This window comes from Paenibacillus sp. Marseille-Q9583 (assembly GCF_976954365.1).
This window is the reverse complement of record NZ_CDRJTB010000034.1, coordinates 30845-53515: the sequence shown is the minus strand read 5'-3', so window position 1 is coordinate 53515 and position 22671 is coordinate 30845. Positions and strand designations below refer to the sequence as shown.

The window sequence follows — 22671 nt, the reverse complement described above, 5'->3', positions numbered from 1 at the left end:
AATGATTTGTGACAAAAATCACAATTTACCTTAAAAAAAGCAAAAAAAATAAGACGGTTTGACCGTCTTGAAGTTGTTCACTGCTCTATAACAAGCTTGACTCATAAAGACATTGGTTAGGTAATGGAAATACCCTTCTTCAGCGATTTGAGATCGCCATTCGAATTAAGCAATTGTGGTAGCATCTTCGTGCTGCGAACCATTGGAGAGTCACATAGACGGCAAGAAGGCGCATGTTCAAATGCGAAATTATCCCTCATCCATCCGTTGCATCCATCATTGGTACACGCCCAAATCGCGGTATTTTCTTCCGGTATTTCTTCCAAAGGTTTCTTCCGGTAGTTCATTGCCGTTCCTCCCATCCTGTAAGTCAATAGTGACTAACTAGATATAAAAAGACCGTCCCAACTTTCACAAGCTGGGACGGTTTCTTCTATTATTACAGTTTTACAACGTTTTCGGCTTGTGGTCCACGGTTGCCTTGAACAACGTTGAATTCAACGCGTTGGCCTTCGTCCAAAGTTTTGAAGCCGTCGCCAGTGATTGCGCTGAAGTGAACGAATACGTCGCTTCCGCCTTCAACTTCGATAAATCCGAATCCTTTTTCTGCGTTGAACCATTTAACTGTACCTGTTTGCATGTGTGTTACCTCCACAAATTTAAATTAATATGTTCTTTTTATCTTCAAACAAAGAAAAAATTCACACATTGAAAAAGGTTGTATTACCGAATATAACAGCCCTTTTCAATGCGAAAATTAGGGACTAAATGTATGATTGATATCATATTACCACACCTGATTAGCAAAGGCAAGCTGGCATCCGTATATATCCGTTTCTACCCTAATAAGTATTACCTTCCAATGTAAGGGTTGCCAGTCAGCCCAAAATTGATTAAATCAGCTTATAATTGCCATATTTATCAAAACTTTAGAAGAAATAGATCCCCGATAGCGATACAGAGCATCGCTATTTCAGGAAGCTCTACCTTCTCAACCGAAGGGGTAGTCCGCTCTACTTGTCATTACTGCTATATCATTATATGCCGACTTCCAGCATATTATTCCTCTGGTTTTTCAAGAAGTTTTACTGTGGTCTGATTGACTTTCCCATTTCGATAATAGGTAATCTTCAGATCCTCACCAATCTTCGTCTGATTATATAAATACTTGCGAAGAGAAAGCGTGGATGTAATAGGTTCATCATTAAATTTCGTAATTACATCATTAAACTGTATTCCCGCTTCCTGTGCAGGTCCAACAGCATCCAGAACGACAACCCCATCCTTAACATTGTTCGGTAGGTTCAGTTCCTTGCGTTGGTCCTCTGCGAGAGGAATGTAAGGATTGTTTAAATCTACCGAATATACGCCTAAGTAGGAACGGGCAATCCGCCCTTTCTCAGCCAGTTCATTAGCGGTATCTATCACATGGTTAGCTGGAATAGCAAAACCCAGCCCTTCTACACCTGCATCGGAGATTTTCATCGTGTTAATACCGATGACTTTACCATCCAGATCCACAAGCGCCCCGCCGCTATTGCCTTCATTAATTGCCGCATCGGTCTGAATGACCTCTTGCTCCCAATCATATACGCCGTCCTGATTCAAGGATACGGGAACCTTCCGTTCAGTATAGCTGACAATACCTGAAGTCAATGTGTCACCAAGTCCCAACGGGTTTCCGATGGCAATGACCGTTTCACCTAGACGAAGCTTCGAGGAATCCCCGAGCTCTGCGATTGTATTGATACCCTTGGCATCAATAGAAAGTACCGCAATGTCACTCACTTTATCCGTTCCAACAAGTGTAGCTTTACGTGTCTCGCCATCTACTGTTACGACTTCAAGATTGCTAGAGTCTTCGATGACATGGTTATTAGTAATGATAAATGCTTTATTATCTACCTTTTTATAAATCACTCCAGAGCCTAATGCTGACTCGTCCAGAATGTTCAATTCTTTATTATCTTCTTTATGATTGATAATACTTACTACTGCAGGACGAACCGTAGCAGCGGCTTGAATGATACGGTCAAACGGATCTCTGCTTGGGGCAACCTCCCCAGTTGTTACTACCGACTTCGGGGCAGTTTCGTGACTCATTTGTCCAGTAAGCATACTGAATAAAAACACTGCCACCACAGCACTGATTAAGGAGCAGACGGCGGATATTTGCCAAGTGGATAAGCCCTTGCGCGATCTTCGCACAGAATGCTTGCGGTTAGCAAATGATCCCTTTGATGCTTCATCCCCTCTGGACCGTGATACTTTAGTTGAATAGAAATCGTCATCAAACAATCCCACCGAAAATCTCCCCCTTCTATTGCCAACCGTTCACAGTATCTAAAACCTGAACCTCTAGCAATCACGTGCCAAGCATATACCTCTGCATCCTTTAGACTCCAGCAATCACTAAAAAGTTTCACTTTATCCATTAACCACACAATAGTTTCAGTTAATCGAAAGAATTTTAGAATCTTTCAATATATCTTCTCTACTAGGAATATTTTGTAACTTAAAAGACTACACTAATAGAAAGGTCCCATAAATTTAGAGTTTGCTTATCACGTCTATAATTGTATCACAGGCAACCCTCAATTCGTGATTTTCCGGAGGTAAAAAGCCTGCGAATTTTTTACAACTCCAGTTCTGCTTTTACTACATAAGGAGGTATAATTATGAATTCTTTTTCCACAAGTATGGATCTGGTGGAGTTTATCGGTAAGCTTGGCGATTTGAAGGATGAACACTACCATATGACCCTTGCCTTCAGTGCTATGATCGAATTGATGATCGATAAAGGCCTGATCTCCCGCCAAGAATTAGAACGAAAGACTGCTGAGCTTGATCAGCTTATGACAACTGGCTCAACTTATCCCATGGCGTAGGTTGGTCATAATACGTATCGCAAAGCTTAAACTCACTATCTTTAAAGAAACAGCCCCGATCCTCCATTGCGCAACGTACCGACATTTTAGCCAAATCCATCATATTATGATCCCGGCTTAAATGCGCTAAATAGGTACGTTTAGTCCGTCCTGTGAGTATTTCACTAAGTGCTGCTCCGGCAGCTTCATTAGAAAGATGACCCATATCGCCAAGTATGCGTCGTTTCGTATTCCACGGGTAACGTCCCATCCTCAGCATTTCAATATCATGATTTGCTTCCAGCACCATTACGTCCGCATCTGAAATCGCATCTCTTACCTTGTCGCTAACATACCCCAGGTCTGTAGCTACACACAGCTTTTCTTTTCCATCATAAAAGTTGTAACCCACCGGCTCCGCCGCATCATGAGAAATTGCAAACGATTCTACACGCAGACTACCAAAATCCCTATGCTGTCCCGACTCCATAATGATTCGGTTATAGTCGGGTATTTTTCCAATGCCTTTTTCAATGGCTCCCCAGGTATTGGTGTTAGCATAAATCGGAAGATCGTATTTACGGGCCATTGCCCCGAGTCCTTTAATATGATCGGAATGCTCGTGTGTGACTAGAATCCCGTCAATATCATTACCCGTTAGCTCGCGCATGGCCAACAGCTCATCGATCCGCTTGGCACTTAGTCCCGCGTCAATCATAAGTGTTGTCTCCCCGTTCCGAACCACCGTTACATTTCCGGTAGAACCACTGGACAGTACTGTAAATGAAATCCCCATTTTCCTTACTCCTTCTAATCTGTTGTCTTCGGACTGATGATGTCCGCACTTATAGCATCCACATAATAGGCATTGCCGTTCTCCAGCATGAACCGCCACATTGGCGACGCTACCTGACTTTCGGAGTTGAACAACTCACCATAATAACCAAGCTCAATCTCCTTTACTACGGAGTCTGCCGGAAAATATTTTTCAATCAAACTGCTAAGCGCTTGCGATGCCGGCAGTACCTTCTGTTCCTTATCGCTACTGCTTGCCCCTATCTCAATCTTAGGTGAGCGGAAAGCTACAATCTTCTGATCACTATTAATCAACTCTAACCTAACTCGGAATAGCGACCACTGATTCTGAACTAGCGGGTGAAGCACGAACTTCCCAACTTCACTTTCTTGAGAATCAAAACGATAATTTGCGATATCCGGTATTTGACTCTCAAGCGCCTTGCTAAGGTCAGTGAAGGAAGAATAGATCAGCTTGCTGTCTATAGGAGCATCTAATTTAATCGGTGGTTCATTCTGCTCTTCAGCAGAATATCGATAAGTTATATTAGGAAGCTGCGGGGTAGAAGCCGGAATGGGACACAACACACGAATCCCTTTCTGCTCCATGACCGCCTGGGTTTCTTCGGACAGGGAAGTGAAATCGAGATTGGCACTAACCTGATCGCGCAAATCAATCCACAGCTGATAACATAGCAGCAGATTTAGACCTAAAAAGGCGCAAATTAGTACATTTTTGGCTCTTCCCCAATCCATACCCTTACCTCCTAAATGTTATATGAACAACTTGTACATTAATTTAATGTAAGAACGCTGCCGTCAATAAGCGTAACCTTCCAGACTGGAAGTAGTTGCAGCTTCTCTTCTTTCACTACGGGTACATACGCAGGCGTTAAATCCTTCACTGCCGAAGTTTTGCTAACCGCAGACAATTGATTCTCTAGCTCCACGCCTCCAGATAGCTCTACGATTTTCTTCTCTGCCTTACTCTCATCAATATAGATTAACGAGCGTTCATAAGAGGATACGGTGCCTTGCTGCAATTCCAGATTAATTACACCATACTGCAGCTGCGAGTTACTCATGATCGGATAGGAGCCATATGGATAGGAGCCATAATATTGTTGAAAAGAGACCTTTCTCTCCTGTCTCCCCTCCTCGGTGGCTTCAAGACGATAGGTTCCATTCCATCCACCATGTTGGTTCACAAATTCTACAGCTTCAAGCGCATCCTTGGCAGGTGTACTGTCTCCGGCTGGAAGTGCGGCAGGATCGCTATAGCTCATCCAATTCCGTTCCTTATCGACCTGAAGACTCCTTTTGCTATCCGTATAAATCTCCGAGCCATTTTTCTCGCGAATATATCTAGTGCTTCCAACATCGAAGAAAAGATTGTTCTGCATTTGTTCTATGGTATACATGCCTGAAGGCATCTCAACCTGAACCAGAGAAATTTTGCTGTCTGGCACATAATAATCACCATCTACGGACTTGTAAGGCGTCCAGTTCTTGCCGAAATCCACATGCTGCTGCACGTCTTGCACAGTTAAATCCGCTTTTGCCGCTTCATATATAATGTCGCCTCTCGTACTGAAGAAAATGGCATGCGCTTTGGAGTCATTCTTAATGTTATAGATCCAAATGCGATCAATGCTTTCTCCTTCAAATAGGGAATCTGGTGACAACTGCATAACCCGCTGAAGTAACGTTACCGGAATGCCGGATCCGAACGAAAGCTCAATCCCCGGATTCTCATTTCGAATCTTATCCCAATCATAATCCTGTACCGAGTGCCGCTGGAAGCTTTCAAATCCACGCCCTTTTAACCGATTCATAATCAAGCTATAGAACGTTGAGTCTGGATAAAAAAGCGTATGTTTGTTATCGCCCATATGGATGATCATTTTATCAGGGTACAGCAGGTTCTCAACCTTTTCCTCCGGTCCCATATTGTCTGTCTTCACATATAGATTCTCGGAGAGTACCGCTGAGTCTGCACCAGGCAAGCGATAAATCAAATAGTAACTCTCAACAAGACTTCCCAGCACGAGCAAGGCTAGAATCCATGACTTCAATCTCTCCTTCATGCCTCACTCCCCCTTTGCGCATTCAGAGGTAGCGTAAAGGTTACCTTAGAGCCTTCATTAAGCTCGGATTGCAGGGAAATAGAGCCTCCATGGGCTTTCACAATTTCCCGGGCAATGGAAAGGCCAAGTCCGGTGCCTCCCATATTCCGTGAACGCGCCTTATCCACCCGATAAAAACGTTCAAAGATCCGCTCGATGTCTTTCTTCGGAATACCAATCCCGGAATCCCGTACAGAAATGGAGAGCATTCCATCCTCACTTTTCAAGGCTTCCAATTCAATCGTACCGCCTTCTGGCGTATATTTTAATGCATTGGAGACCAAATTCCCCAAGACCTGATCGATTTGATCACGATCGAGCCATGCTGTGCTTACATCCCTACGGACCCTTGTACTAATGTCGATCCGCTTCTGCCGAATCTGAAAAGAAAAGCGGTCTGCTACATCCTCTAGCATTTCAGTAATATCCGTCTGCTGAATTCTGAGAAGTGCCTCCTTGGAATCCAGACGCGACAGATGCAGTAGATCCGTAACCAGACGAATCATACGCTCGGTTTCGTTACGAATAACCCCAACAAAACGAACCGCTAACTGCGGATCCTCAAGCGCTCCATCATCAAGTGCCTCCACATAGCTTTTAATCGTTGTAAGTGGTGTTCTTAGCTCATGCGAAACGTTCGCGACGAACTCTCGGCGTGATTCCTCCAGGTTCTCTTGCTCAGTTACATCCTGCAGCACGGCAATAGTACCGGCAATGCCGCCTTCACGGCGATGAATCGGAGTAAATGTAACTCTCACGATATTAGAATCTTCTCCACCCATATGTGTCAGATGAAGCATTGCAGACTGGGCATTTCCTTTAGCCAAGGAACCACTCTGCTCATAATCAAGACCTAGCAATTTATCCAGTGGGGCACCTTCCGGCAACGGACCTTCTGTTCCCAGCATAAGTGCTGCTCGAAGGTTCATAAGAATGACTACACCATTCTCATCCGTGGCTACCACACCGTCACTCATATTCGTCAGAATAGAGGTGAGCTTCTCTTTCTCTTCCTCATTCTGAGAGAGCGCCTCACGCAATCTGCCGGTCATATAATTGAATGCCTGACTGAGTTGTCCAATTTCATCGTTGCCGAGTACGGGCATTTTTCGATTGAACCGACCTTCAGCAACAGCTGTTGCATGCCTAGTCATTTCTTTAATCGGCTGCGTAATGGTGTGTGCAAGAATAACACATAGGACAACTGTCAGTCCCAAGGCTAACAGCAAACCAGAGATAAATACACTGTTGATCCTGCCCATAGTCGCATATAAATCTTTCATGTCAGCAGCAATATAGATTGCACCTACTACCTTGTCACCGGAAAGTACCGGCTTGGCCACAACCTTTTTCCGCACATTATCATCGGCAATAATATATTCTTCATTATCGCTGATCCCCTGCAAGGCGCGATTGACTACGGTCTGAGTGTTGCGCTGTCCGACATAGTCATTCTGCGAGGGCACGGAGGTGGTAATGATTTTGCCGCTGGCATCAAGTACCTGAATCTCCGCCCCGTTAATGTAAAGATTATTAACCATACCACGTAGACTTTCTACAGCCGTTTCCTCGTCAACGGTACCAGCCTCACTACCAAATTTATCAGCAGTCAGGATGGATAGCATCTCCGCACGTGCTTTAAGATCCTTCGTGAAGTTATCCGTTAACGAGTTTTTCATCGAGCTGACAAAATAGACTCCAATTAACTGCATAGCTATCAGAATCAGCAGCACATAAATAATAATAAGCTTGGCCTGAATTGTCCGGAAAAAGGACCACCACTTCATCACAGTCCTCCGCTTTTAGGGCTATGCATCAAATAGCCAAGTCCGCGCCGAGTATAAATATATTCCGGCTTGCTGGGATTCTCCTCAATTTTCTCTCTTAGACGACGGATCGTCACGTCTACGGTCCGCACATCGCCGAAATACTCGAATCCCCACACGGCCTGCAGTAAATGCTCCCGGGTCATCACCTTACCCGCATGTTTAATCATATAGTAGAGCAGCTCATATTCACGATGGGTCAAATCAAGCGGCTCCCCACCCTTATATACCAGATACATATCTGTATCAATAAATAGATCAAAATGGTAAATACCCTGTCTGGTCTCTGCAGGTTCATTCGCCATTCCCGGCGGTGACGGTTTGTGCTGTCTCCGCATTTGGGCTTTCACTCTGGCGAGTAGCTCACGTGTACTAAAAGGTTTGGTCACATAATCATCCGCACCAAGCTCTAGACCAAGCACCTTATCAATCTCTCCGTCTTTGGCAGTAAGCATAATGATAGGAATGTCCAAATGTGCAGAACGAACCTCACGACAAACATCCATCCCGTCCTTACCAGGCAGCATAAGATCAAGCAGCATAAGATCAGGTTTTTTGGACAATGCCAATTCTACTGCACTGTTACCATCAAAAGCACAAATAACCTCGTAGCCTTCTTTTTCTAGATTAAACTTCAATATATCAGCAATAGGCTGTTCATCGTCTACTACCAGAATCGTTCCCATCTGCATGTCTCAGCTTCACCTTCCTATCCTTACTTAAAGATCATTCCTTTATTTTAACATACCTGTCTTACCGTCACATCCTACGAAATAAGGAATCGGCTTTCCCAGCAAAAAGAAACAGCTATATCGTCATTCCTATATTTTAAAAAAAATAAAACCGCTCGAGTTTAATCGAGCAGTTGAGGTTAACGTATGAATTATCGCAAATACTTCATTGGATTTACTGCAGTGCCATTCTTCCGAATCTCAAAATGCAGATGTGTTCCCGTCGAGCGTCCAGTATTGCCCATTACGCCAATTTTGGCGCCTTGTTCCAAACGCTGTCCCGTAGAAACGGAGATGCTGTTTAAGTGGCCATAATAGGTTTCGTATCCGTTACGGTGATCCACGATAACCACATTTCCATATCCGCTCTTCACACCAGCAAAGATTACAGTTCCGGCATCAGAGGCTTTAATGCTCCGGTTGCCAGATACCATATCTAGACCCTTATGAGCACGACTCCAGCGCTCACCGAAACTACTAGTAAGGGTTGCTCCGCTTACTGGCCAACTGAACATGCCTGTTCCTTCACCAACTACCTTCGTACCCCGATAAACCACTTCAGGGAGAGAAGATTTAATAACGGTCTGACCCAACCACTCTTCTTGTACGACCATTCCGTTTTTCTTTGTTAACCGATACTGCATTTCTTTAAGGCCCGTTTGTCCTGGACGAACGACCTTACTTTTGCCTGCTGGTAACTGGTCGCTTTTCCGCACGATCACTTCAGGCTCAGTAACCACCTGCTCTGACACTTGCTCTACAGTAACAACTGTAACATCTGGCTGTGGTACCTTCAGCTTCAGTGTATCTCCAATCTTCAAGGTTAGCTCTTTCACATCCGGGTTGTTACTATAGATCTCTTTTTGTGTAATTTCAAACCGTTTGGCAATCCCCGAAATCGTATCGCCCTCTTGAACGGTATAAAGAAGTGGTGCTTCTTTACCCTCGGTAAGAGTTTTGACCGCTTCCTGCACATCCAACACTTTGTTAGGATCTGTCTTCACTGGAACAATAGCAACTTCTTCACTAATTTTGACTGACTCCACTTGGTTAGGAGCTTTTGCTTTCGCAGCACTTGAACTTGAGGCTGCTGTTCTTGTGAGCTTACTAGCCGTTGCTACTTTAATTTGCGGAACATAATGATTCTTTACCCCTTCAAGCACCGCATTTGCGGTCTCTTGATCCTTAACAATACCAACCACCTTGCCATCTACCAATAATTGTACACCTACGGCATAGGCCTTCAGCATTCCATCTAGTTTATTAAGCGTTGCTTCACTATCAACTTCCGGCTTGTACGCTTTCTCCTGTTTAATTGTAATGCCTTCTGTCTGAAGCACCATCGTTGAATCCGGATACTTATCCTGATATTCCTGTTGCTTCTTATCATACAGCTGGTTAAGCTGTGCCTGATCGTTGAGCTTCCCGATCTCCTTACCCTTCACCAACACTTGATAGTAGGTTTCGGTATTAGCTGCTACATACTTTTTCTCTGCACCGATCAACACAGTGGTTAGAAGTACTAGGCCAACAGCTCCCAAAATCCAAGAGCGCCCGAATCTACGAGTCCCTTTTTCTTGATGAAAGTGTGTGGAGTCGTGACCGAAATTGTGGCTCTGCTGAACATCTGCTCCGGATTCTGCTGTGTCACTATCCTGCAGTTTCTCCATCCGGCGCATGAACTTAAATCCCTTCATGAAACTCTCCCTTTCAGTCCGCTCTGTCATCTGATATGAACGGCCAAGCTAGTTGTACGATCTCGATTATATAGATTACGACCATGAATGTTTCTGCTTAGTCTAGTTCTAAATTCCTGCTTCTAATGGACCCTCAAAAAGGTTACAATTGGTTACAAAAAATTAACCCTTTGAGCATCCTTGTCTAATGTACCATAGCTGATCGGAAAATTTCAACTTTGTACACATAAAAAAACCCACGAAATACGCGGGTTTTTTGCGCAAATATGAAAATTTAGCCTTTTTCTTGTGTCTAGAAATTGACAATTACTATGGTTGCTGTAGAGTTTCTGTAGTTGGTGTAAGCATTTTCATTATACTCTCGTATTCATCGGGATCAACATATTTGGCAATGACTTGTTGCAGCTCCTTAACCTCATCCTCCGTTAGACCATCCTCCATCGCCGTGGAGATTTTCTGCATCTCATCCTGCGGTAGTTTGGACATCAAGATATTGAATATATTTACCTTCTCCGCTGAAGGGAGATTATCTTTTAAGTCACCTATTGCCTCAGGTGTCATTACTAATTTCTGATCCTCTGAACTTCCACTCTGGCTTTCGTTAGTAGAAGACTCATTTGAGGCTTGGCCCATAACCGGTAAAGCATCCTCGGGTGCTTTTTCATCCACCGGCTCCCCTTTTTCAGGTGTATCCTTACTGTTATCTTTATCCTTGTTTACCGCGCTGCCTGTTGTCGTTGCTTCTTTATTCACATTATTGGAGTCCGATTGGCTATCCATGCCAATAATGCTCTTGACCATCCCACCTAAGCCTGGGCCTGGACTATCTACTTTAATATCGAAGCTCGCCAGCACCGACTGAATATAAGCATTTACAACCACGCCCGTAGTTAGAATTGAAAGTGTACTTGCGAGTACTACAATTAGACATACTCCCAGTGCACGCTTCACGATCTTCATTTCTTCTCTCCTCTCACCTATGTTCAAGTCTATCCGGTATATTTTTTCCATGTTTTTCTATACTCCCAGTATTGACTAGAACCGGCTTCGGGAAACATACGCATAAAAGTAAACATAAAAAAGAGACCTCTCGCGAGGTCTCTTATAAATGACTAAATTTATTTAGATATAAATTGGCATTACTTGATTCGTCTGCTCACGGTTACGGCCTACTGAGAAGATGGCGATCGGAATCCCTGTAAGCTCAGATACACGTTCAACATATCTGCGTGTATTTGCTGGCAGATCGTCCAATGTTTTTGCGGAAGTAATATCTTCGCTCCAACCTGGAAGCTCCTCATATACCGCTTCACACTCTGCCAGCATCTTAAGGCTAGCTGGGTAATGCGTGATTACTTCACCACGGTATTTGTAGCCTGTGCAGATCTTCACAGTCTCAAGTCCGCTCAGCACATCCAGCGAGTTAAGAGACAAGCCAGTGATTCCACTTACACGACGAGCGTGACTTACAACAACACTGTCAAACCAACCTACACGGCGAGCACGTCCTGTAACTGTGCCATATTCATGACCTGTTTCACGGATATAATCACCAGTGGCATCATTCAGTTCTGTAGGGAACGGGCCATCTCCAACACGAGTAGTGTAGGCTTTAGCAACCCCGATAACCTGTTTAATCTTAGAAGGTCCAACACCAGAACCTATGCATACGCCACCTGCAGAAGGGTTAGAAGAAGTAACAAACGGATACGTACCTTGATCGATATCAAGCATTACCCCTTGTGCACCCTCAAACAATACTTTGCGGTCTGCATCAATAGCTTCATTAAGAATGACCGACGTATCTGTCACATAATTACGTAGTACTTCCGCATATTCCAGGTACTGAGTCAGAATCTCTTCAACATCAAGAGCTTCCGCGCCATATACTTGAGTAATCACTTGGTTCTTCTCTTCCATCAAGTGACGAAGTCTCAATTCGAATTCCTCAGCGTCCATCAGGTCAGCAATACGGATACCGTTACGTGCAGCCTTATCCATGTAACATGGACCGATGCCTTTGCGTGTTGTACCAATCTTATTCGGACCCTTGCGGTCTTCTTCTAGAGCATCCAGTACCATGTGATAAGGCATAATAACATGAGCCCGGTCGCTGATCACTAAGTTTTTAGTGTCAAAGCCGTTCTCATGAATATAATTAATTTCTTGGATCAAGGCAGCTGGATTAATAACCATCCCGTTACCAATTACACAAGTCTTTTCTTTATAAAATACACCAGAAGGGATTAAGCTGAGCTTAAACTTCTCACCGTCAATCAGAATCGTGTGACCGGCATTATTGCCCCCTTGATAACGGGCAACCACATCTGCACTTTCCGCTAGAAAGTCAGTGATTTTCCCTTTACCTTCGTCTCCCCATTGTGTTCCCACGACGACTACCGTTGACATGTTCATTCCTCCGTAGGTGCTAGCAAGCACCATTATTTTTCATAATATGGGCCCTGTACGTCATTCTTATGTACGTAGCCCTCCGGACTCCAAGCGGATTTACCCACTAAAGGACAATACTCAGTGTAACAGCCGTTTTTTTCAAAGTCAAATAAAACGAACGATTACACAAAGAAATGTGCAATCGTTCGGATATCATACATGACAGGTTACCCAGCAAATGGTTCTGCATGTGCTCGCTCGTAGTTAACGAACTTGTTGAAGTTTTTAAGGAAGACAAGCTCTACTGTCCCAACGGGACCATTACGCTGTTTAGCTATAATAATTTCAATAATATTTTTCTTCTCAGTGTCCTGATTGTAATAGTCGTCACGATACAAGAACGCAACAATGTCGGCATCCTGCTCGATAGAACCGGATTCACGCAAGTCACTCATCATCGGTCGTTTATCCTGACGTTGTTCCACACCCCGGCTAAGCTGCGACAGGGCGATAACCGGCACGTCCAATTCACGAGCGATCTGCTTCAGTGTACGGGATATATCCGATACTTCCTGTTGACGGTTTTCCCCGCCTTTACCGCGGCCCTGAATGAGCTGCAAGTAGTCAATGACGATCATCCCCAGGCCCTTTTCCTTCTTGAGCCTACGGCATTTCGCACGAATATCCGTTACAGTAATCCCTGCTGTATCATCGATATAAATCTCCGCCTCCGATAGGGACTGAATGCCCATAGTCAGCTTCGACCAATCATCATCACTCTTGAAGTCACCGGTACGCATAGTATTCGCATCCAGATTAGCTTCGGCACAAATCATCCGCTGTACTAGCTGCGGCGCAGACATTTCCAGACTAAATATGGCAACCGTCTCTTTGGCACGTACGGCCACATTCTGAGCAATATTTAGTGCGAATGCTGTCTTACCTACAGAAGGACGGGCTGCAACAATAATCAAATCATTGCGCTGGAATCCATTAGTCATATGGTCTAAATCCACAAATCCCGTTGGAATACCTGACATGCCGCCCTTATCTTTATTCTGATGGAGGAGTTCAACCTTATCAAATACTTCCATCAAAACATCGCGGATTGCGATAAATCCACTGCCGCTGCGCCGGTTAGAGATTTCAAGAATTCGCCGTTCTGCATCACTCAGCATATCGGCTACATCTTCGCCGCCGGTGTAACCCTCGCTTACGATTTGCGTCGCTGTACGAATCAAACGCCGTAACATAGCCTTTTCTTCAATAATCTGCGCGTAGTATTCTACGTTAGCCGCAGTAGGCACAGCATGCGCCAGCTTAGCTAGGTAGCTAACACCACCAATATCTTCGAGCTCTCCCTTGTCCTGCAGTCTAGAAGTAAGCGTAACAAGATCAATCGGCTGGCTCTCTTCTCCGAGCTGCACCATCGCCTCAAAAATCATTTGATGCGCTTTATCGTAGAAGTCTTCGGTATTCACCCGTTCCATTGCAGTAATGAGCGCTTCATCCTGCAACAGAACAGCACCAATTACCGCTTGCTCCGCCTCAAGATTCTGCGGGGGAACCCGATCGAAAAAGAGATCTCCACCCATGTTACTCCTCCGTTACCTGAACCTTAAGGGTAGCCTTTACTTCAGTGTGTAGTTTTATACTTACTTGAAACACTCCCAAATGACGAATCGGCTCTCCTAGCTCAATCTTGCGCTTATCGATGGAAATGCTTTGAGTGGAAGCTAGCGTTTCAGCAATTTGTTTGCTGGTGATTGCGCCGAATAGGCGGCCGCCTTCACCTGCTTTTGCTTTCATAGTAAGGGTAAGCTCATCTATCTTCTTGCCCAGTTGCTGAGCTTCTTCTTTTTCGTTATCTTTACGACGTTGTTCAGCAGCTGCTTGATTCTCAAGCGTCTTCACGTTGCCTTCCGTTGCCGGACGAACTAATCCACGTGGTAATAGGAAGTTCGAAGCATAACCTTCGGATACCTCTTTAACCTGACCTTTTTTACCTTGACCCTTAACATCTTTTATGAAAATGACCTTCATTCGAATAAACCCTCTTTCGATTCGATTTCAGCCAGCACTTGCAGCAGTCTGGCTTCTGCTTCTTTACATGTTCCTTCTAGCTGTACCGCGGCGTTCGATAGATGCCCACCGCCCCCCATTTTTTCCATCACGACCTGTACATTCATACGCCCAAGTGATCGAGCACTAATGCTTATCAGGCCGTCTGGTCGCTCACTAATGACAAATGAAGCGACTACGTTCGTCATCCCAAGTAATGTATCCGCAGTCTGAGCGATAAGTAGCTGTGGAATCTTCATACCTGGTGCCGTAACGACCAATGCGATTTGATCATAAATCATACGCGCATGTTTGATAATTTCGGCTTTTGAAATATACTCCTGTAAATCCTCCTTCAACATACGCTGAATAAGAACGGTATCCGCACCATTTCGGCGCAGAAACCCTGCAGCTTCAAATGTACGTGACCCTGTATGCAGTGCAAAGTGCTTCGTATCTACAGTAATTCCCGCTAAAAGCATTGTAGCATCCAATGGACTAATCTTTACTTTCTCATGGATATATTGAAGCAACTCTGTCACCAGCTCACAGGTTGATGAAGCATAAGGCTCTAAATAGACAAGTACAGCATCGTTGATGAACTCTTCGCCTCTACGGTGATGATCCACCACCACAATTCTACTCGCATATTGCACAAGCCGCGGTTCCATTGTCATAGATGCCTTATGGGTATCTACAACAATAAGCAGTGTATGCTCCGTCATCACTTGTAAAGACTGCTCCGTTGTGATGAACGACTTATACAATTCATCATCTTTCCGAATCTGCTCCATCATGTTCGTTATGGAAGGATTAGGAGTCTCCATCACAATGCTAGCCTCTACATTATACATCTGTGCGGCTCTCAGAAGGCCAATCGCAGCACCAACAGCATCGATATCTGGTGTGCGGTGGCCGAGGATCAGCACACGGTCGCTCTCCTGCATTAAATCACGCAGCGCATGCGCAATGACTCGTGCCCGCACTCGTGTACGCTTCTCCGCAGCATTACTCTTTCCACCGTAGAAAGACAACCTCTGACCTGCTTTTACAGCAGCCTGATCCCCACCTCGGCCGAGCGCCATATCCAAACTGGATTGTGCTAAAGCACCTAGCTCGCTTGCAGAGTCCGCTCCAAATGCCATACCAATACTCAGTGTCATAGGCACTTTAAGGTCGGCCGTCATCTCCCTAATCTCATCGAGAATAACGAATCGACTTTCTTCCAGTGCTTGCAGACTACGATGATTAAGTAGCATTAAATAACGCTCAGACGACAGACGCCGCAGATAAACATCAAACTGTTTACTCCATTCGGTGATCTCACTCGCTACCTTAGCGATCAGAGAAGTACGCTGTTGATCATCCATTCCTTGAGCAGATTCATCTAGATTATCCATCATCACTATGCCAATCGCCAGCTTCTCATCCTCATAACGTTCACGTAGCACCACAAGCTCAGTGATGTCATACATGTAAAGAATACGTTCACTTGGAATAATGACAGCTTGATAAAATCGTTCATCCACAGTGAGCTCAAGGCGAGTGTCATGCAATACGCCTTCTTTGTGAACATCCCTTTTTCCCGAGACATTCGTCGTAAAAAAAGACTGCATATCCGGCAGCAATTCCAGTAGCGGCTCCCCAACTAAAGACTTGCGCGTAAAAATATCACCAGCATAACGGTTATTCCATTCTACTGTTCGATCTTCGCTAAACAGAATGATTCCGAGGGGCAGCATACTCACTGCTTCTCCCTCCACTCGCTTAATACGAAAAGTTAATCCATTAATATATTCCACCAGATTACGGCGGAACGAAATTTCCGTCTTCAGCATATAGAAGCATAATGTACCTGCCAGAAACAGGCTAACGACCCCAAGAGCCCAGTTATAAATACTAACAATTATAATAAGGGCCAACAGCAGCATGAACGCCCATACGGTATGATAGCCGTGCCAGCGTCTTTGCAGAAATTTAGGCATGAACTCTCACCCTATCGTTTCGATTTCGTCACATACTCCCGCAGTGGGAAAGCAAGATCAATAATACCGATAATGCGTAGCGGCGGCAGCAAAATGACCGGTATTGCTAGCAGAATGGCAACCATCTTGTTCCATTTGCGTTCATGCGCCAGGAAGAAGAAGAATCCAATCGCCTGAATCATAAAGCCAATTCGTAGCAACGGCAGCAGATTGGCAGAAATCATGAGGATGTAATTATTTTCTGATCCTGAGAAGAAGAGCTGAAGAACCACACCAATCAAATAATACCAAATAAACGATCTCGAAAGTCTCCATTCACGAGCAGGCTTCATCTTAGGCACTGCATAATTCATACTGTTCAGAATCGGACGAACAATAGAATGCGTAATGACAGCTATCATAAAAGAGCTTACGATTAGAGTCATTGGGATCATTTGAACCGTCATATGACTTAGCTTGTTTACATCCTCAGTCGTAAATCCAAGATCAGTAAACAGGGGATTAGTAGTACCAAGATCAGACAGAGGCGAGTTAACCATCTGCAGCACATCGTTCACATAGTTAGACAAATCAAAGTTAAATAACGCCGTACCGAGTAATAACAGTAACAGGAATTCTCCAAGAATCGTAACCGTACCTGCAATCACGGTAGATACTGCTGAAGCATGTCTTTTATACCAACGTCCCATAACCAGAGCAGGTATTAAGAAATAAGCCGCGATCAGCACATAAATAGGTGTAATCAGACCAACAATCAGCAACACCGGCAATACGTGTAGAACGAATTGTTTGGTGTTCAGCGTAGTGAATAACACTACTGCCGGAACAATCATAAATAGGGTAGTGATGATGAGCAATGGAGTCGTTAAACTAAGCAGCAAAAGTAAATATACTACGCTCCAAGCCACAGATGACCAGCGAAATTTCAACAGTATTCACCTCTTACGCATATGTTCTTCTAAAGCAGATATATCTTGATACCATTCTTCCAGTTGATGCCCTTCCTGCTTATGCTTTCTGAGCTTCTCGAGTAGCAAGTCATCTAATTGACGATAGGGAATCCCTAGTCTGCGGCCCAAAATATAAGAGCTCATAATCAAACTAGCCAGGCTGTCGCCCACACGGGTAGTACTGCCTTCCCATAACGCTTTAAATAACCGTGAAACTTGGTCAATCACTTCTGTTTTTAACCATTCAATTACCTTGGCGCGTTTAGCGACATCCAGATCCTTCGGCACATTGGACACGTCTCTCTACCTCCGGCAAAAAGCTTTATTCTCCATTATAGCATAAAAAATTCCGTGTCACACAAGGGCGCCCCGCGCACCTTAAGTATGCTTCAACAAGGGATGAACTAGTACTTCTCACATTTTTAAAAAAGACCTGCTTTCCGTTATCGCCGGAAATACAGGCCTTGTTCCGATTGCTTCTATTACCGCGAATAAATTGGGCTATAATGACTCTTGAGATTGTTTTGATACAAATTTCTCACAATATTCTATGACTTGACTCCGGCGAACGATGCCAATAAACCGGTTCATATCATCGACTACAGGAACAAAGTTCTGTACCTTAGCCAAATTAATCAGATCTTCCATATCCGCATCAATCGAGACAGGTCTGTTATTCATCCTCAACGGCAAATCTTTAAGCAAGAATTTTGAAGCGTTCTCGAAAGTAACCTTGCCCTCGGATTCCTTCATATACCAGAGCAGATCACCTTCTGTAACCGTACCAGCGTATTCTCCATTTCGGTTCAGAATAGGGACAGCAGTATAACGGTGATACTCCATCCTCTCCAACGTTTGGCGTAGCGTTGAATCGATCGTTACGCAAGCGACTTCCTGTTTCGGAAGTAAAAAAAATGCAATATTCATCTCTTGATCCTCCTCAAAGAGTTCCGAAGGAATTACGGTTCTTTAACTTCCTTTTACTACCATGCAAAATTATTAATACGTGGCAGCTTAATAATAGTTCCAATACATTATAGCATGAAGACAGTAAGCAGCAGCCATAAGAATGTGAATGGCTGCTGCAATTAATTATATGAGTTTGAACTCCACTTTAGAATTATTGCGTAACTGCTGTTGATTTAGGCTCCAGTGCATTGCTTGCTTTTCCCGGCTCAATTAGTTGATCTACAGGTGTTGCTGCGCTCATCCAGTTGTCGATCATCGCCTTAGCTTCACTCAAATCCTCTTCATCAACGATATCATAGTAAACACCATCCATACGTTTACCTTCACCCATAACTGTGAAGCTTGAGATATCCATGCCTTTTCCGCCCATGAATTTTTTGGCTAGACTAATGATCATCGAAGGCTCTATATCGGTTTTAAAATTATCTCCCATAATATCCAACAGCTTCGGAATGTTGCCAATTTGACTGATCGATAACATTTTATTCGCTACAACATCAATAAAAACCTGTTGACGTTTGGTACGGTTAAAGTCACTATCCTCCCGATAACGCGTATAGTTCAGTGCTTCTTGTCCGTTATAAAGCGACTTTCCAGCTTCAATTGTAAACTTTTCATGGTCCTTACCTTTGTTCACAATGTCTTTCTTAATCGGCAGCGGAACGCCTCCAATAGCATCTACAGCATCCTTGAGTCCTTTAAAATTTATTGTCGCATAGTATTGAATATCATGACCGAGCAGCGCTTCTAGGGAATCCTTGGCCATCTGCTGCCCCCCAAAAGCATAGGCATGTGTAATCTTATCCTTTTTATTATCCTTATGACCTATAATTTCCGTATACGTATCACGCGGAATAGAAATGAGCAGGATCTTATAGTCCTCGGGCCGAACAACAGCGTACATCATGGTATCTGAACGTGCCGTTTCATTATCACGTTGATCGGTACCTAAGAGCATAATTGAGAACGGATCGCTCTTGTATACAACCGGTTCTGGCTTAACCTTATTATCATCCTTAAGCGGCTGGTAAGATTCTTCCTTTAGCTTAGTTTCAACCCGATCAGACAAAAAGAGGTCGAAGGCTAATACAGCCAGGGAATTACGAAACAGAAAGCCTCCCGCTATAATAACAACAAGAACAATGAGGGCGATATATCTTTTCTTTATTTTTTTCATCTTTGATTCCTTCATTTTTGATTCCTTCTTTATTGTAGAATAATTGCTTGCCATATATATAATGCTTCCCGAATCTTTATCAGGCAGTCATGACTTTATTTCTCACGGCGATCAACTGACCTTTATTCCATTATCTTATTGTCCCCCCATTCAAGAAATTCAGGTCATTCAAAATTATAGAAAAAAAGTTTTTGGCGGTTCTAAAATAATGTGGACTAAAACAATATTTCTATTGTAATCACTAAATGGATAAAAAGAAACCACAAATAACGACATGAATAGGGAAAAAGCACCAAACCAAGTAATAAATACTGGTATGGCGCTCCGACTTTAGTTCCTATTTCTGAGCGGATTCATCATATGTTTAACCCGATCTCCGGATTGTAAACCACGGAAAAATCCGTAATCAAATAATTTTGCTGCCCCTTTAAATCGGCTCTCATAAGACTTTGCCCCCATAACGACCGCAATAAGCCTATGCCCATCTCGCTGAGCCGAGCCTGCAATACAGTATCCTGCCCGGTTATTATGTCCAGTCTTTAAACCATCTGTACCCTCATAAGCGTAAATGCCACCCATAGCTGGCAACATGAAATTGCTATTACTTACATATAGCCCCTTATTCTTTAAATGCATTTGTGTACGGCTGGAAATATTGAGAATATCCGGATGATGATAGATTAGTGCGGCAGCCAATTTAGCGGTATCACGAGCTGTCATCATAGTCTCACCGCTGATATGCATATTCGGATCAGTGAAACCAAGGTCCTTACCTGATAGTCCCGTTGCATTAGTAAATATTGTACGAGAAGATAAGCCTAGACTACGTGCCTTATCGTTCATCATGAGCACAAAAGAGGCTTCTGAACCAGCCATATACTCAGCCAATGCAACAGTAGCATCGTTGGCAGAATAAATAGTGACTCCTTCGAATAATTCTCTTATAGTATAGAATTCTCCCCGCTTCAATGAGAGACTTGTGCCGCCCATTTTACTTGCATAGGCACTAATTGGGACTCTATCCTCCCATCTAATCATTCCAGAGGAGATTTGATCCAGCACAATCATTTCTGTCATTAATTTAGATACACTGGCCGGTGGCATGGGTACATCACCATTAATATCCACCCATATATCTCCGGTATCCATATCTAGAAGCACTGCTGATTCCGCGTCAATATTCGGTTTAAAACCAAGCCCAGTTGGCCTCCATACCGCAATTGAGACAACGACTAATACAGCTGCGATTGCCCCCACTACTATCCGTCTCTTCATCGTCGTCATCCTCCATACTATATATGACGAATGAAACTACAATTTGATTTCACTTTTCACAAAAAATTATTATTTTATTTTTCGTCCTCTTCCTTAATCCACCATTTGTAAGGGTCTATAATTGTACTTATAGAATTTACACGAACGCCCTGTAGGCGCTTATTTACTGGAACAATGGCTTTTCGTTCGGCAAGAAAGATCATAGGTACCTCTTCATTAACCAGCTTCTGCCACTCATAATATATTTCTTTACGATAATCCATATCATATGCCTTCATACTTACGCCTTCACGAATCAGCTCTTCATTCCGCTCTGAAGACCAACGGGGATAGTTCCATAGATCATTTTCTCTCCATAGACCTGTTGGATCGGGATCACTCGCTAGCCCCCATACTCCGTAAAATAGTTCGATAGACGGATCATCGGCTTCCACTGCGTCGTAGAAAGCATGGAATTCCTTTAATGCTCCACCGTTTAGCTGTACATCGAGTCCAACATCACGCCAATTTCTTAAAATGGCATTGGTACGTAGCTCTGCTGTTTGACTGCCTAGCATAGAATCAAAATGGATCATCAGCTTCTGGCCCTTTGGGTCTTCTCGTAATCCGTCACCATCTAGATCCAAGAACCCAGCAGCATCCAGCAGTTCCTTGGCCTTGGTAGGATTATACAGATAAGCATTAATCTCAGTATCAGGGATCTTCGCCCAGCTAGTGCTAGATATAGGAGTCTCTACAGGCTCAGCTAGACCGTGGGAATATGCTTTGATGATCCCTTCACGATCTAAAGCATAATACATAGCTTGTCGTAATCTTTTGTCTTCAAATTTAGGATTATCCATTACGATGGTCTCGGTTTCCGTATCCCAATGCCCGAATTTAAAACCTATATATTCATAGCCTAGCTCAGCAGTTTGCAGGATGTTAATATTACTCAGTTTTTTTAGATCATCATAAGCATCCCGAGGGGCTGACTCTATGTCAATCTCTCCTGTTTGAAAGCGTTCAGCCACTTCCTTATCGTCAAATGCCTTATACACTATCCCATCCAATAGCGCTTTGCCCTTGTAATATTGATCAAAACGTTTCATTTCTACCCTCTGGCCAGGCTGAATATGTTCAACCTCAAAAGGGCCAATACCTATAGGAGATTTTCGCATCTGGTCACTTTCAGGCATATCTTTAACAGCAATTCCAGTATAGTATTTTTTATTCATCGGATAGGGCCACAGACTATCGATGGTGTTTACCCGTGCAGCAGTTACAGTTATTTTTAAAGTATAAGGATCTATAACCTTCAATCCGGATATGCCCTTCGCTTCTCCCTCATGATAGGCCTCTGCACCCTGAATCATTTCAACACTATAATAATGCGAGCCCGTATAATCTGGACTAGCAATAGTTTCAATTGCGAATTTCCAATCCTCTACCGTTAATTCATCACCGTTATGCCAACGGATTCCTGGTTTAATTTTAAATGTAAATACTTTATGATCATCAGATTCCTGCCAAGAGGCGATATTAGGAACCGTCACTAGTTCATCATTTACCTGAAACATCGGCTCAGTAATAAATTCCAGCACATGAAAATCATCTTCACCTTCATAAAAAGCAGGCTCAAACAAACCCGTAAATGGTGAGGAGAATCCGTAGGTAACTACTCCACCAGCTTGTGGCTTATCGTCTACTAAATTATGGCGCGAAGATAATGGATTACTGCTAGAAGTTGTTCTACTACATGCTGACAATAGAGTTGCCATCACGAGCAGCATTAACAACAACCTGCATATTTTCTTATTATTCATGTGTTTCTTCCCTTCT

Annotated in this window: 21 protein-coding genes; 1 reads left to right on the top strand and 20 read right to left on the bottom strand. The window is 43.7% G+C overall.

Features of this window, described 5'->3' with window-relative positions; translation table 11 throughout:
* Nucleotides 1-116: 116 nt before the first annotated feature.
* The 3 genes from ACWNM1_RS16755 to ACWNM1_RS16745 form a co-directional block, all read right to left on the bottom strand.
* A complete protein-coding gene (locus ACWNM1_RS16755; protein ID WP_042131698.1) occupies nucleotides 117-347 on the bottom strand; it encodes a cold-shock protein in 231 nt (76 codons plus the stop codon).
* 92 nt (nucleotides 348-439) lie between these two features.
* On the bottom strand, nucleotides 440-640 hold the full coding sequence (locus ACWNM1_RS16750) for a cold-shock protein (protein WP_019914582.1): 201 nt from the start codon (nucleotides 638-640) through the stop codon (nucleotides 440-442).
* 419 nt (nucleotides 641-1059) lie between these two features.
* Nucleotides 1060-2304, bottom strand: coding sequence for a S1C family serine protease (locus tag ACWNM1_RS16745; protein WP_042193026.1), 1245 nt, complete (start codon nucleotides 2302-2304; stop codon nucleotides 1060-1062).
* A gap of 374 nt (nucleotides 2305-2678) precedes the next feature.
* Between ACWNM1_RS16745 and ACWNM1_RS16740 the strand changes: the two genes are divergently transcribed.
* Nucleotides 2679-2888 (top strand): hypothetical protein, encoded by a 210-nt coding sequence (locus ACWNM1_RS16740; RefSeq protein WP_042193027.1) that lies wholly within the window; start codon nucleotides 2679-2681, stop codon nucleotides 2886-2888.
* Here ACWNM1_RS16740 and ACWNM1_RS16735 read toward each other — a convergent pair.
* The 17 genes from ACWNM1_RS16735 to opp4A all read right to left on the bottom strand — a co-directional run bounded on the left by ACWNM1_RS16735 (nucleotide 2854) and on the right by opp4A (nucleotide 22655).
* Nucleotides 2854-3663: an MBL fold metallo-hydrolase gene (locus tag ACWNM1_RS16735; protein WP_449601801.1), complete on the bottom strand. Its 810-nt coding sequence runs from the start codon at nucleotides 3661-3663 to the stop codon at nucleotides 2854-2856. The genes ACWNM1_RS16740 and ACWNM1_RS16735 overlap by 35 nt on opposite strands.
* Nucleotides 3664-3677: 14 nt before the next feature.
* Nucleotides 3678-4418 carry a two-component system regulatory protein YycI gene (gene yycI / locus ACWNM1_RS16730; RefSeq protein ID WP_449601800.1) on the bottom strand — a complete coding sequence of 247 codons (741 nt, stop codon included), beginning with the start codon at nucleotides 4416-4418 and terminating at the stop codon, nucleotides 3678-3680.
* Nucleotides 4419-4456: 38 nt separating this feature from the next.
* Complete coding sequence (locus ACWNM1_RS16725; protein ID WP_042193030.1) at nucleotides 4457-5749, bottom strand: YycH family regulatory protein; 1293 nt, start codon at nucleotides 5747-5749, stop codon at nucleotides 4457-4459.
* Nucleotides 5746-7575, bottom strand: coding sequence for a cell wall metabolism sensor histidine kinase WalK (gene walK / locus ACWNM1_RS16720; RefSeq protein ID WP_042193031.1), 1830 nt, complete (start codon nucleotides 7573-7575; stop codon nucleotides 5746-5748). Before walK ends, ACWNM1_RS16725 begins: the two co-directional genes overlap by 4 nt.
* Nucleotides 7575-8306 carry a response regulator YycF gene (gene yycF, locus ACWNM1_RS16715; RefSeq protein ID WP_042193032.1) on the bottom strand — a complete coding sequence of 244 codons (732 nt, stop codon included), beginning with the start codon at nucleotides 8304-8306 and terminating at the stop codon, nucleotides 7575-7577. The genes walK and yycF overlap by 1 nt, the downstream gene beginning before the upstream one ends.
* 191 nt (nucleotides 8307-8497) lie before the next feature.
* Nucleotides 8498-10042 carry a peptidoglycan DD-metalloendopeptidase family protein gene (locus ACWNM1_RS16710; protein ID WP_449601799.1) on the bottom strand — a complete coding sequence of 515 codons (1545 nt, stop codon included), beginning with the start codon at nucleotides 10040-10042 and terminating at the stop codon, nucleotides 8498-8500.
* 309 nt (nucleotides 10043-10351) lie between these two features.
* Entirely contained in the window at nucleotides 10352-11002 is a 651-nt protein-coding gene (locus tag ACWNM1_RS16705) for a hypothetical protein (protein ID WP_449601798.1), read from the bottom strand.
* Nucleotides 11003-11164: 162 nt separating this feature from the next.
* Nucleotides 11165-12451 (bottom strand): adenylosuccinate synthase, encoded by a 1287-nt coding sequence (locus tag ACWNM1_RS16700; RefSeq protein ID WP_042193035.1) that lies wholly within the window; start codon nucleotides 12449-12451, stop codon nucleotides 11165-11167.
* Nucleotides 12452-12660: 209 nt separating this feature from the next.
* Nucleotides 12661-14028, bottom strand: coding sequence for a replicative DNA helicase (gene dnaB / locus ACWNM1_RS16695; RefSeq protein WP_042131710.1), 1368 nt, complete (start codon nucleotides 14026-14028; stop codon nucleotides 12661-12663).
* A gap of 1 nt (nucleotide 14029) precedes the next feature.
* Nucleotides 14030-14476 carry a 50S ribosomal protein L9 gene (rplI, locus tag ACWNM1_RS16690; protein ID WP_042193036.1) on the bottom strand — a complete coding sequence of 149 codons (447 nt, stop codon included), beginning with the start codon at nucleotides 14474-14476 and terminating at the stop codon, nucleotides 14030-14032.
* Nucleotides 14473-16479 (bottom strand): DHH family phosphoesterase, encoded by a 2007-nt coding sequence (locus tag ACWNM1_RS16685; RefSeq protein WP_449601797.1) that lies wholly within the window; start codon nucleotides 16477-16479, stop codon nucleotides 14473-14475. Before ACWNM1_RS16685 ends, rplI begins: the two co-directional genes overlap by 4 nt.
* A gap of 11 nt (nucleotides 16480-16490) precedes the next feature.
* Complete coding sequence (locus ACWNM1_RS16680) at nucleotides 16491-17408, bottom strand: DUF2232 domain-containing protein (RefSeq protein ID WP_449601796.1); 918 nt, start codon at nucleotides 17406-17408, stop codon at nucleotides 16491-16493.
* Between the two features lie 6 nt (nucleotides 17409-17414).
* Nucleotides 17415-17717: a MazG-like family protein gene (locus ACWNM1_RS16675; protein WP_170880353.1), complete on the bottom strand. Its 303-nt coding sequence runs from the start codon at nucleotides 17715-17717 to the stop codon at nucleotides 17415-17417.
* A gap of 213 nt (nucleotides 17718-17930) precedes the next feature.
* A complete protein-coding gene (locus ACWNM1_RS16670; RefSeq protein ID WP_042193039.1) occupies nucleotides 17931-18356 on the bottom strand; it encodes a CBS domain-containing protein in 426 nt (141 codons plus the stop codon).
* Nucleotides 18357-18549: 193 nt separating this feature from the next.
* A complete protein-coding gene (locus ACWNM1_RS16665; protein WP_449601795.1) occupies nucleotides 18550-19590 on the bottom strand; it encodes an LCP family protein in 1041 nt (346 codons plus the stop codon).
* Between the two features lie 315 nt (nucleotides 19591-19905).
* Entirely contained in the window at nucleotides 19906-20850 is a 945-nt protein-coding gene (locus tag ACWNM1_RS16660; protein WP_449601794.1) for a D-alanyl-D-alanine carboxypeptidase family protein, read from the bottom strand.
* Nucleotides 20851-20924: 74 nt separating this feature from the next.
* Nucleotides 20925-22655: an oligopeptide ABC transporter substrate-binding protein gene (gene opp4A, locus ACWNM1_RS16655; protein WP_449601793.1), complete on the bottom strand. Its 1731-nt coding sequence runs from the start codon at nucleotides 22653-22655 to the stop codon at nucleotides 20925-20927.
* Between the last annotated feature and the right edge of the window lie 16 nt (nucleotides 22656-22671).

Coding starts and splice junctions, on each gene's coding strand:
- ACWNM1_RS16755 (WP_042131698.1), bottom strand. CDS start 347: ATGAACTACCGGAAGAAACCTTTGGAAGAAATACCGGAAGAAAATACC.
- ACWNM1_RS16750 (WP_019914582.1), bottom strand. CDS start 640: ATGCAAACAGGTACAGTTAAATGGTTCAACGCAGAAAAAGGATTCGGA.
- ACWNM1_RS16740 (WP_042193027.1), top strand. CDS start 2,679: ATGAATTCTTTTTCCACAAGTATGGATCTGGTGGAGTTTATCGGTAAG.
- ACWNM1_RS16735 (WP_449601801.1), bottom strand. CDS start 3,663: ATGGGGATTTCATTTACAGTACTGTCCAGTGGTTCTACCGGAAATGTA.
- yycI (WP_449601800.1), bottom strand. CDS start 4,418: ATGGATTGGGGAAGAGCCAAAAATGTACTAATTTGCGCCTTTTTAGGT.
- ACWNM1_RS16725 (WP_042193030.1), bottom strand. CDS start 5,749: ATGAAGGAGAGATTGAAGTCATGGATTCTAGCCTTGCTCGTGCTGGGA.
- walK (WP_042193031.1), bottom strand. CDS start 7,575: ATGAAGTGGTGGTCCTTTTTCCGGACAATTCAGGCCAAGCTTATTATT.
- yycF (WP_042193032.1), bottom strand. CDS start 8,306: ATGCAGATGGGAACGATTCTGGTAGTAGACGATGAACAGCCTATTGCT.
- ACWNM1_RS16710 (WP_449601799.1), bottom strand. CDS start 10,042: ATGAAGGGATTTAAGTTCATGCGCCGGATGGAGAAACTGCAGGATAGT.
- ACWNM1_RS16705 (WP_449601798.1), bottom strand. CDS start 11,002: ATGAAGATCGTGAAGCGTGCACTGGGAGTATGTCTAATTGTAGTACTC.
- ACWNM1_RS16700 (WP_042193035.1), bottom strand. CDS start 12,451: ATGTCAACGGTAGTCGTCGTGGGAACACAATGGGGAGACGAAGGTAAA.
- dnaB (WP_042131710.1), bottom strand. CDS start 14,028: ATGGGTGGAGATCTCTTTTTCGATCGGGTTCCCCCGCAGAATCTTGAG.
- rplI (WP_042193036.1), bottom strand. CDS start 14,476: ATGAAGGTCATTTTCATAAAAGATGTTAAGGGTCAAGGTAAAAAAGGT.
- ACWNM1_RS16685 (WP_449601797.1), bottom strand. CDS start 16,479: ATGCCTAAATTTCTGCAAAGACGCTGGCACGGCTATCATACCGTATGG.
- ACWNM1_RS16670 (WP_042193039.1), bottom strand. CDS start 18,356: ATGAATATTGCATTTTTTTTACTTCCGAAACAGGAAGTCGCTTGCGTA.
- ACWNM1_RS16665 (WP_449601795.1), bottom strand. CDS start 19,590: ATGAAGGAATCAAAGATGAAAAAAATAAAGAAAAGATATATCGCCCTC.
- ACWNM1_RS16660 (WP_449601794.1), bottom strand. CDS start 20,850: ATGAAGAGACGGATAGTAGTGGGGGCAATCGCAGCTGTATTAGTCGTT.
- opp4A (WP_449601793.1), bottom strand. CDS start 22,655: ATGAATAATAAGAAAATATGCAGGTTGTTGTTAATGCTGCTCGTGATG.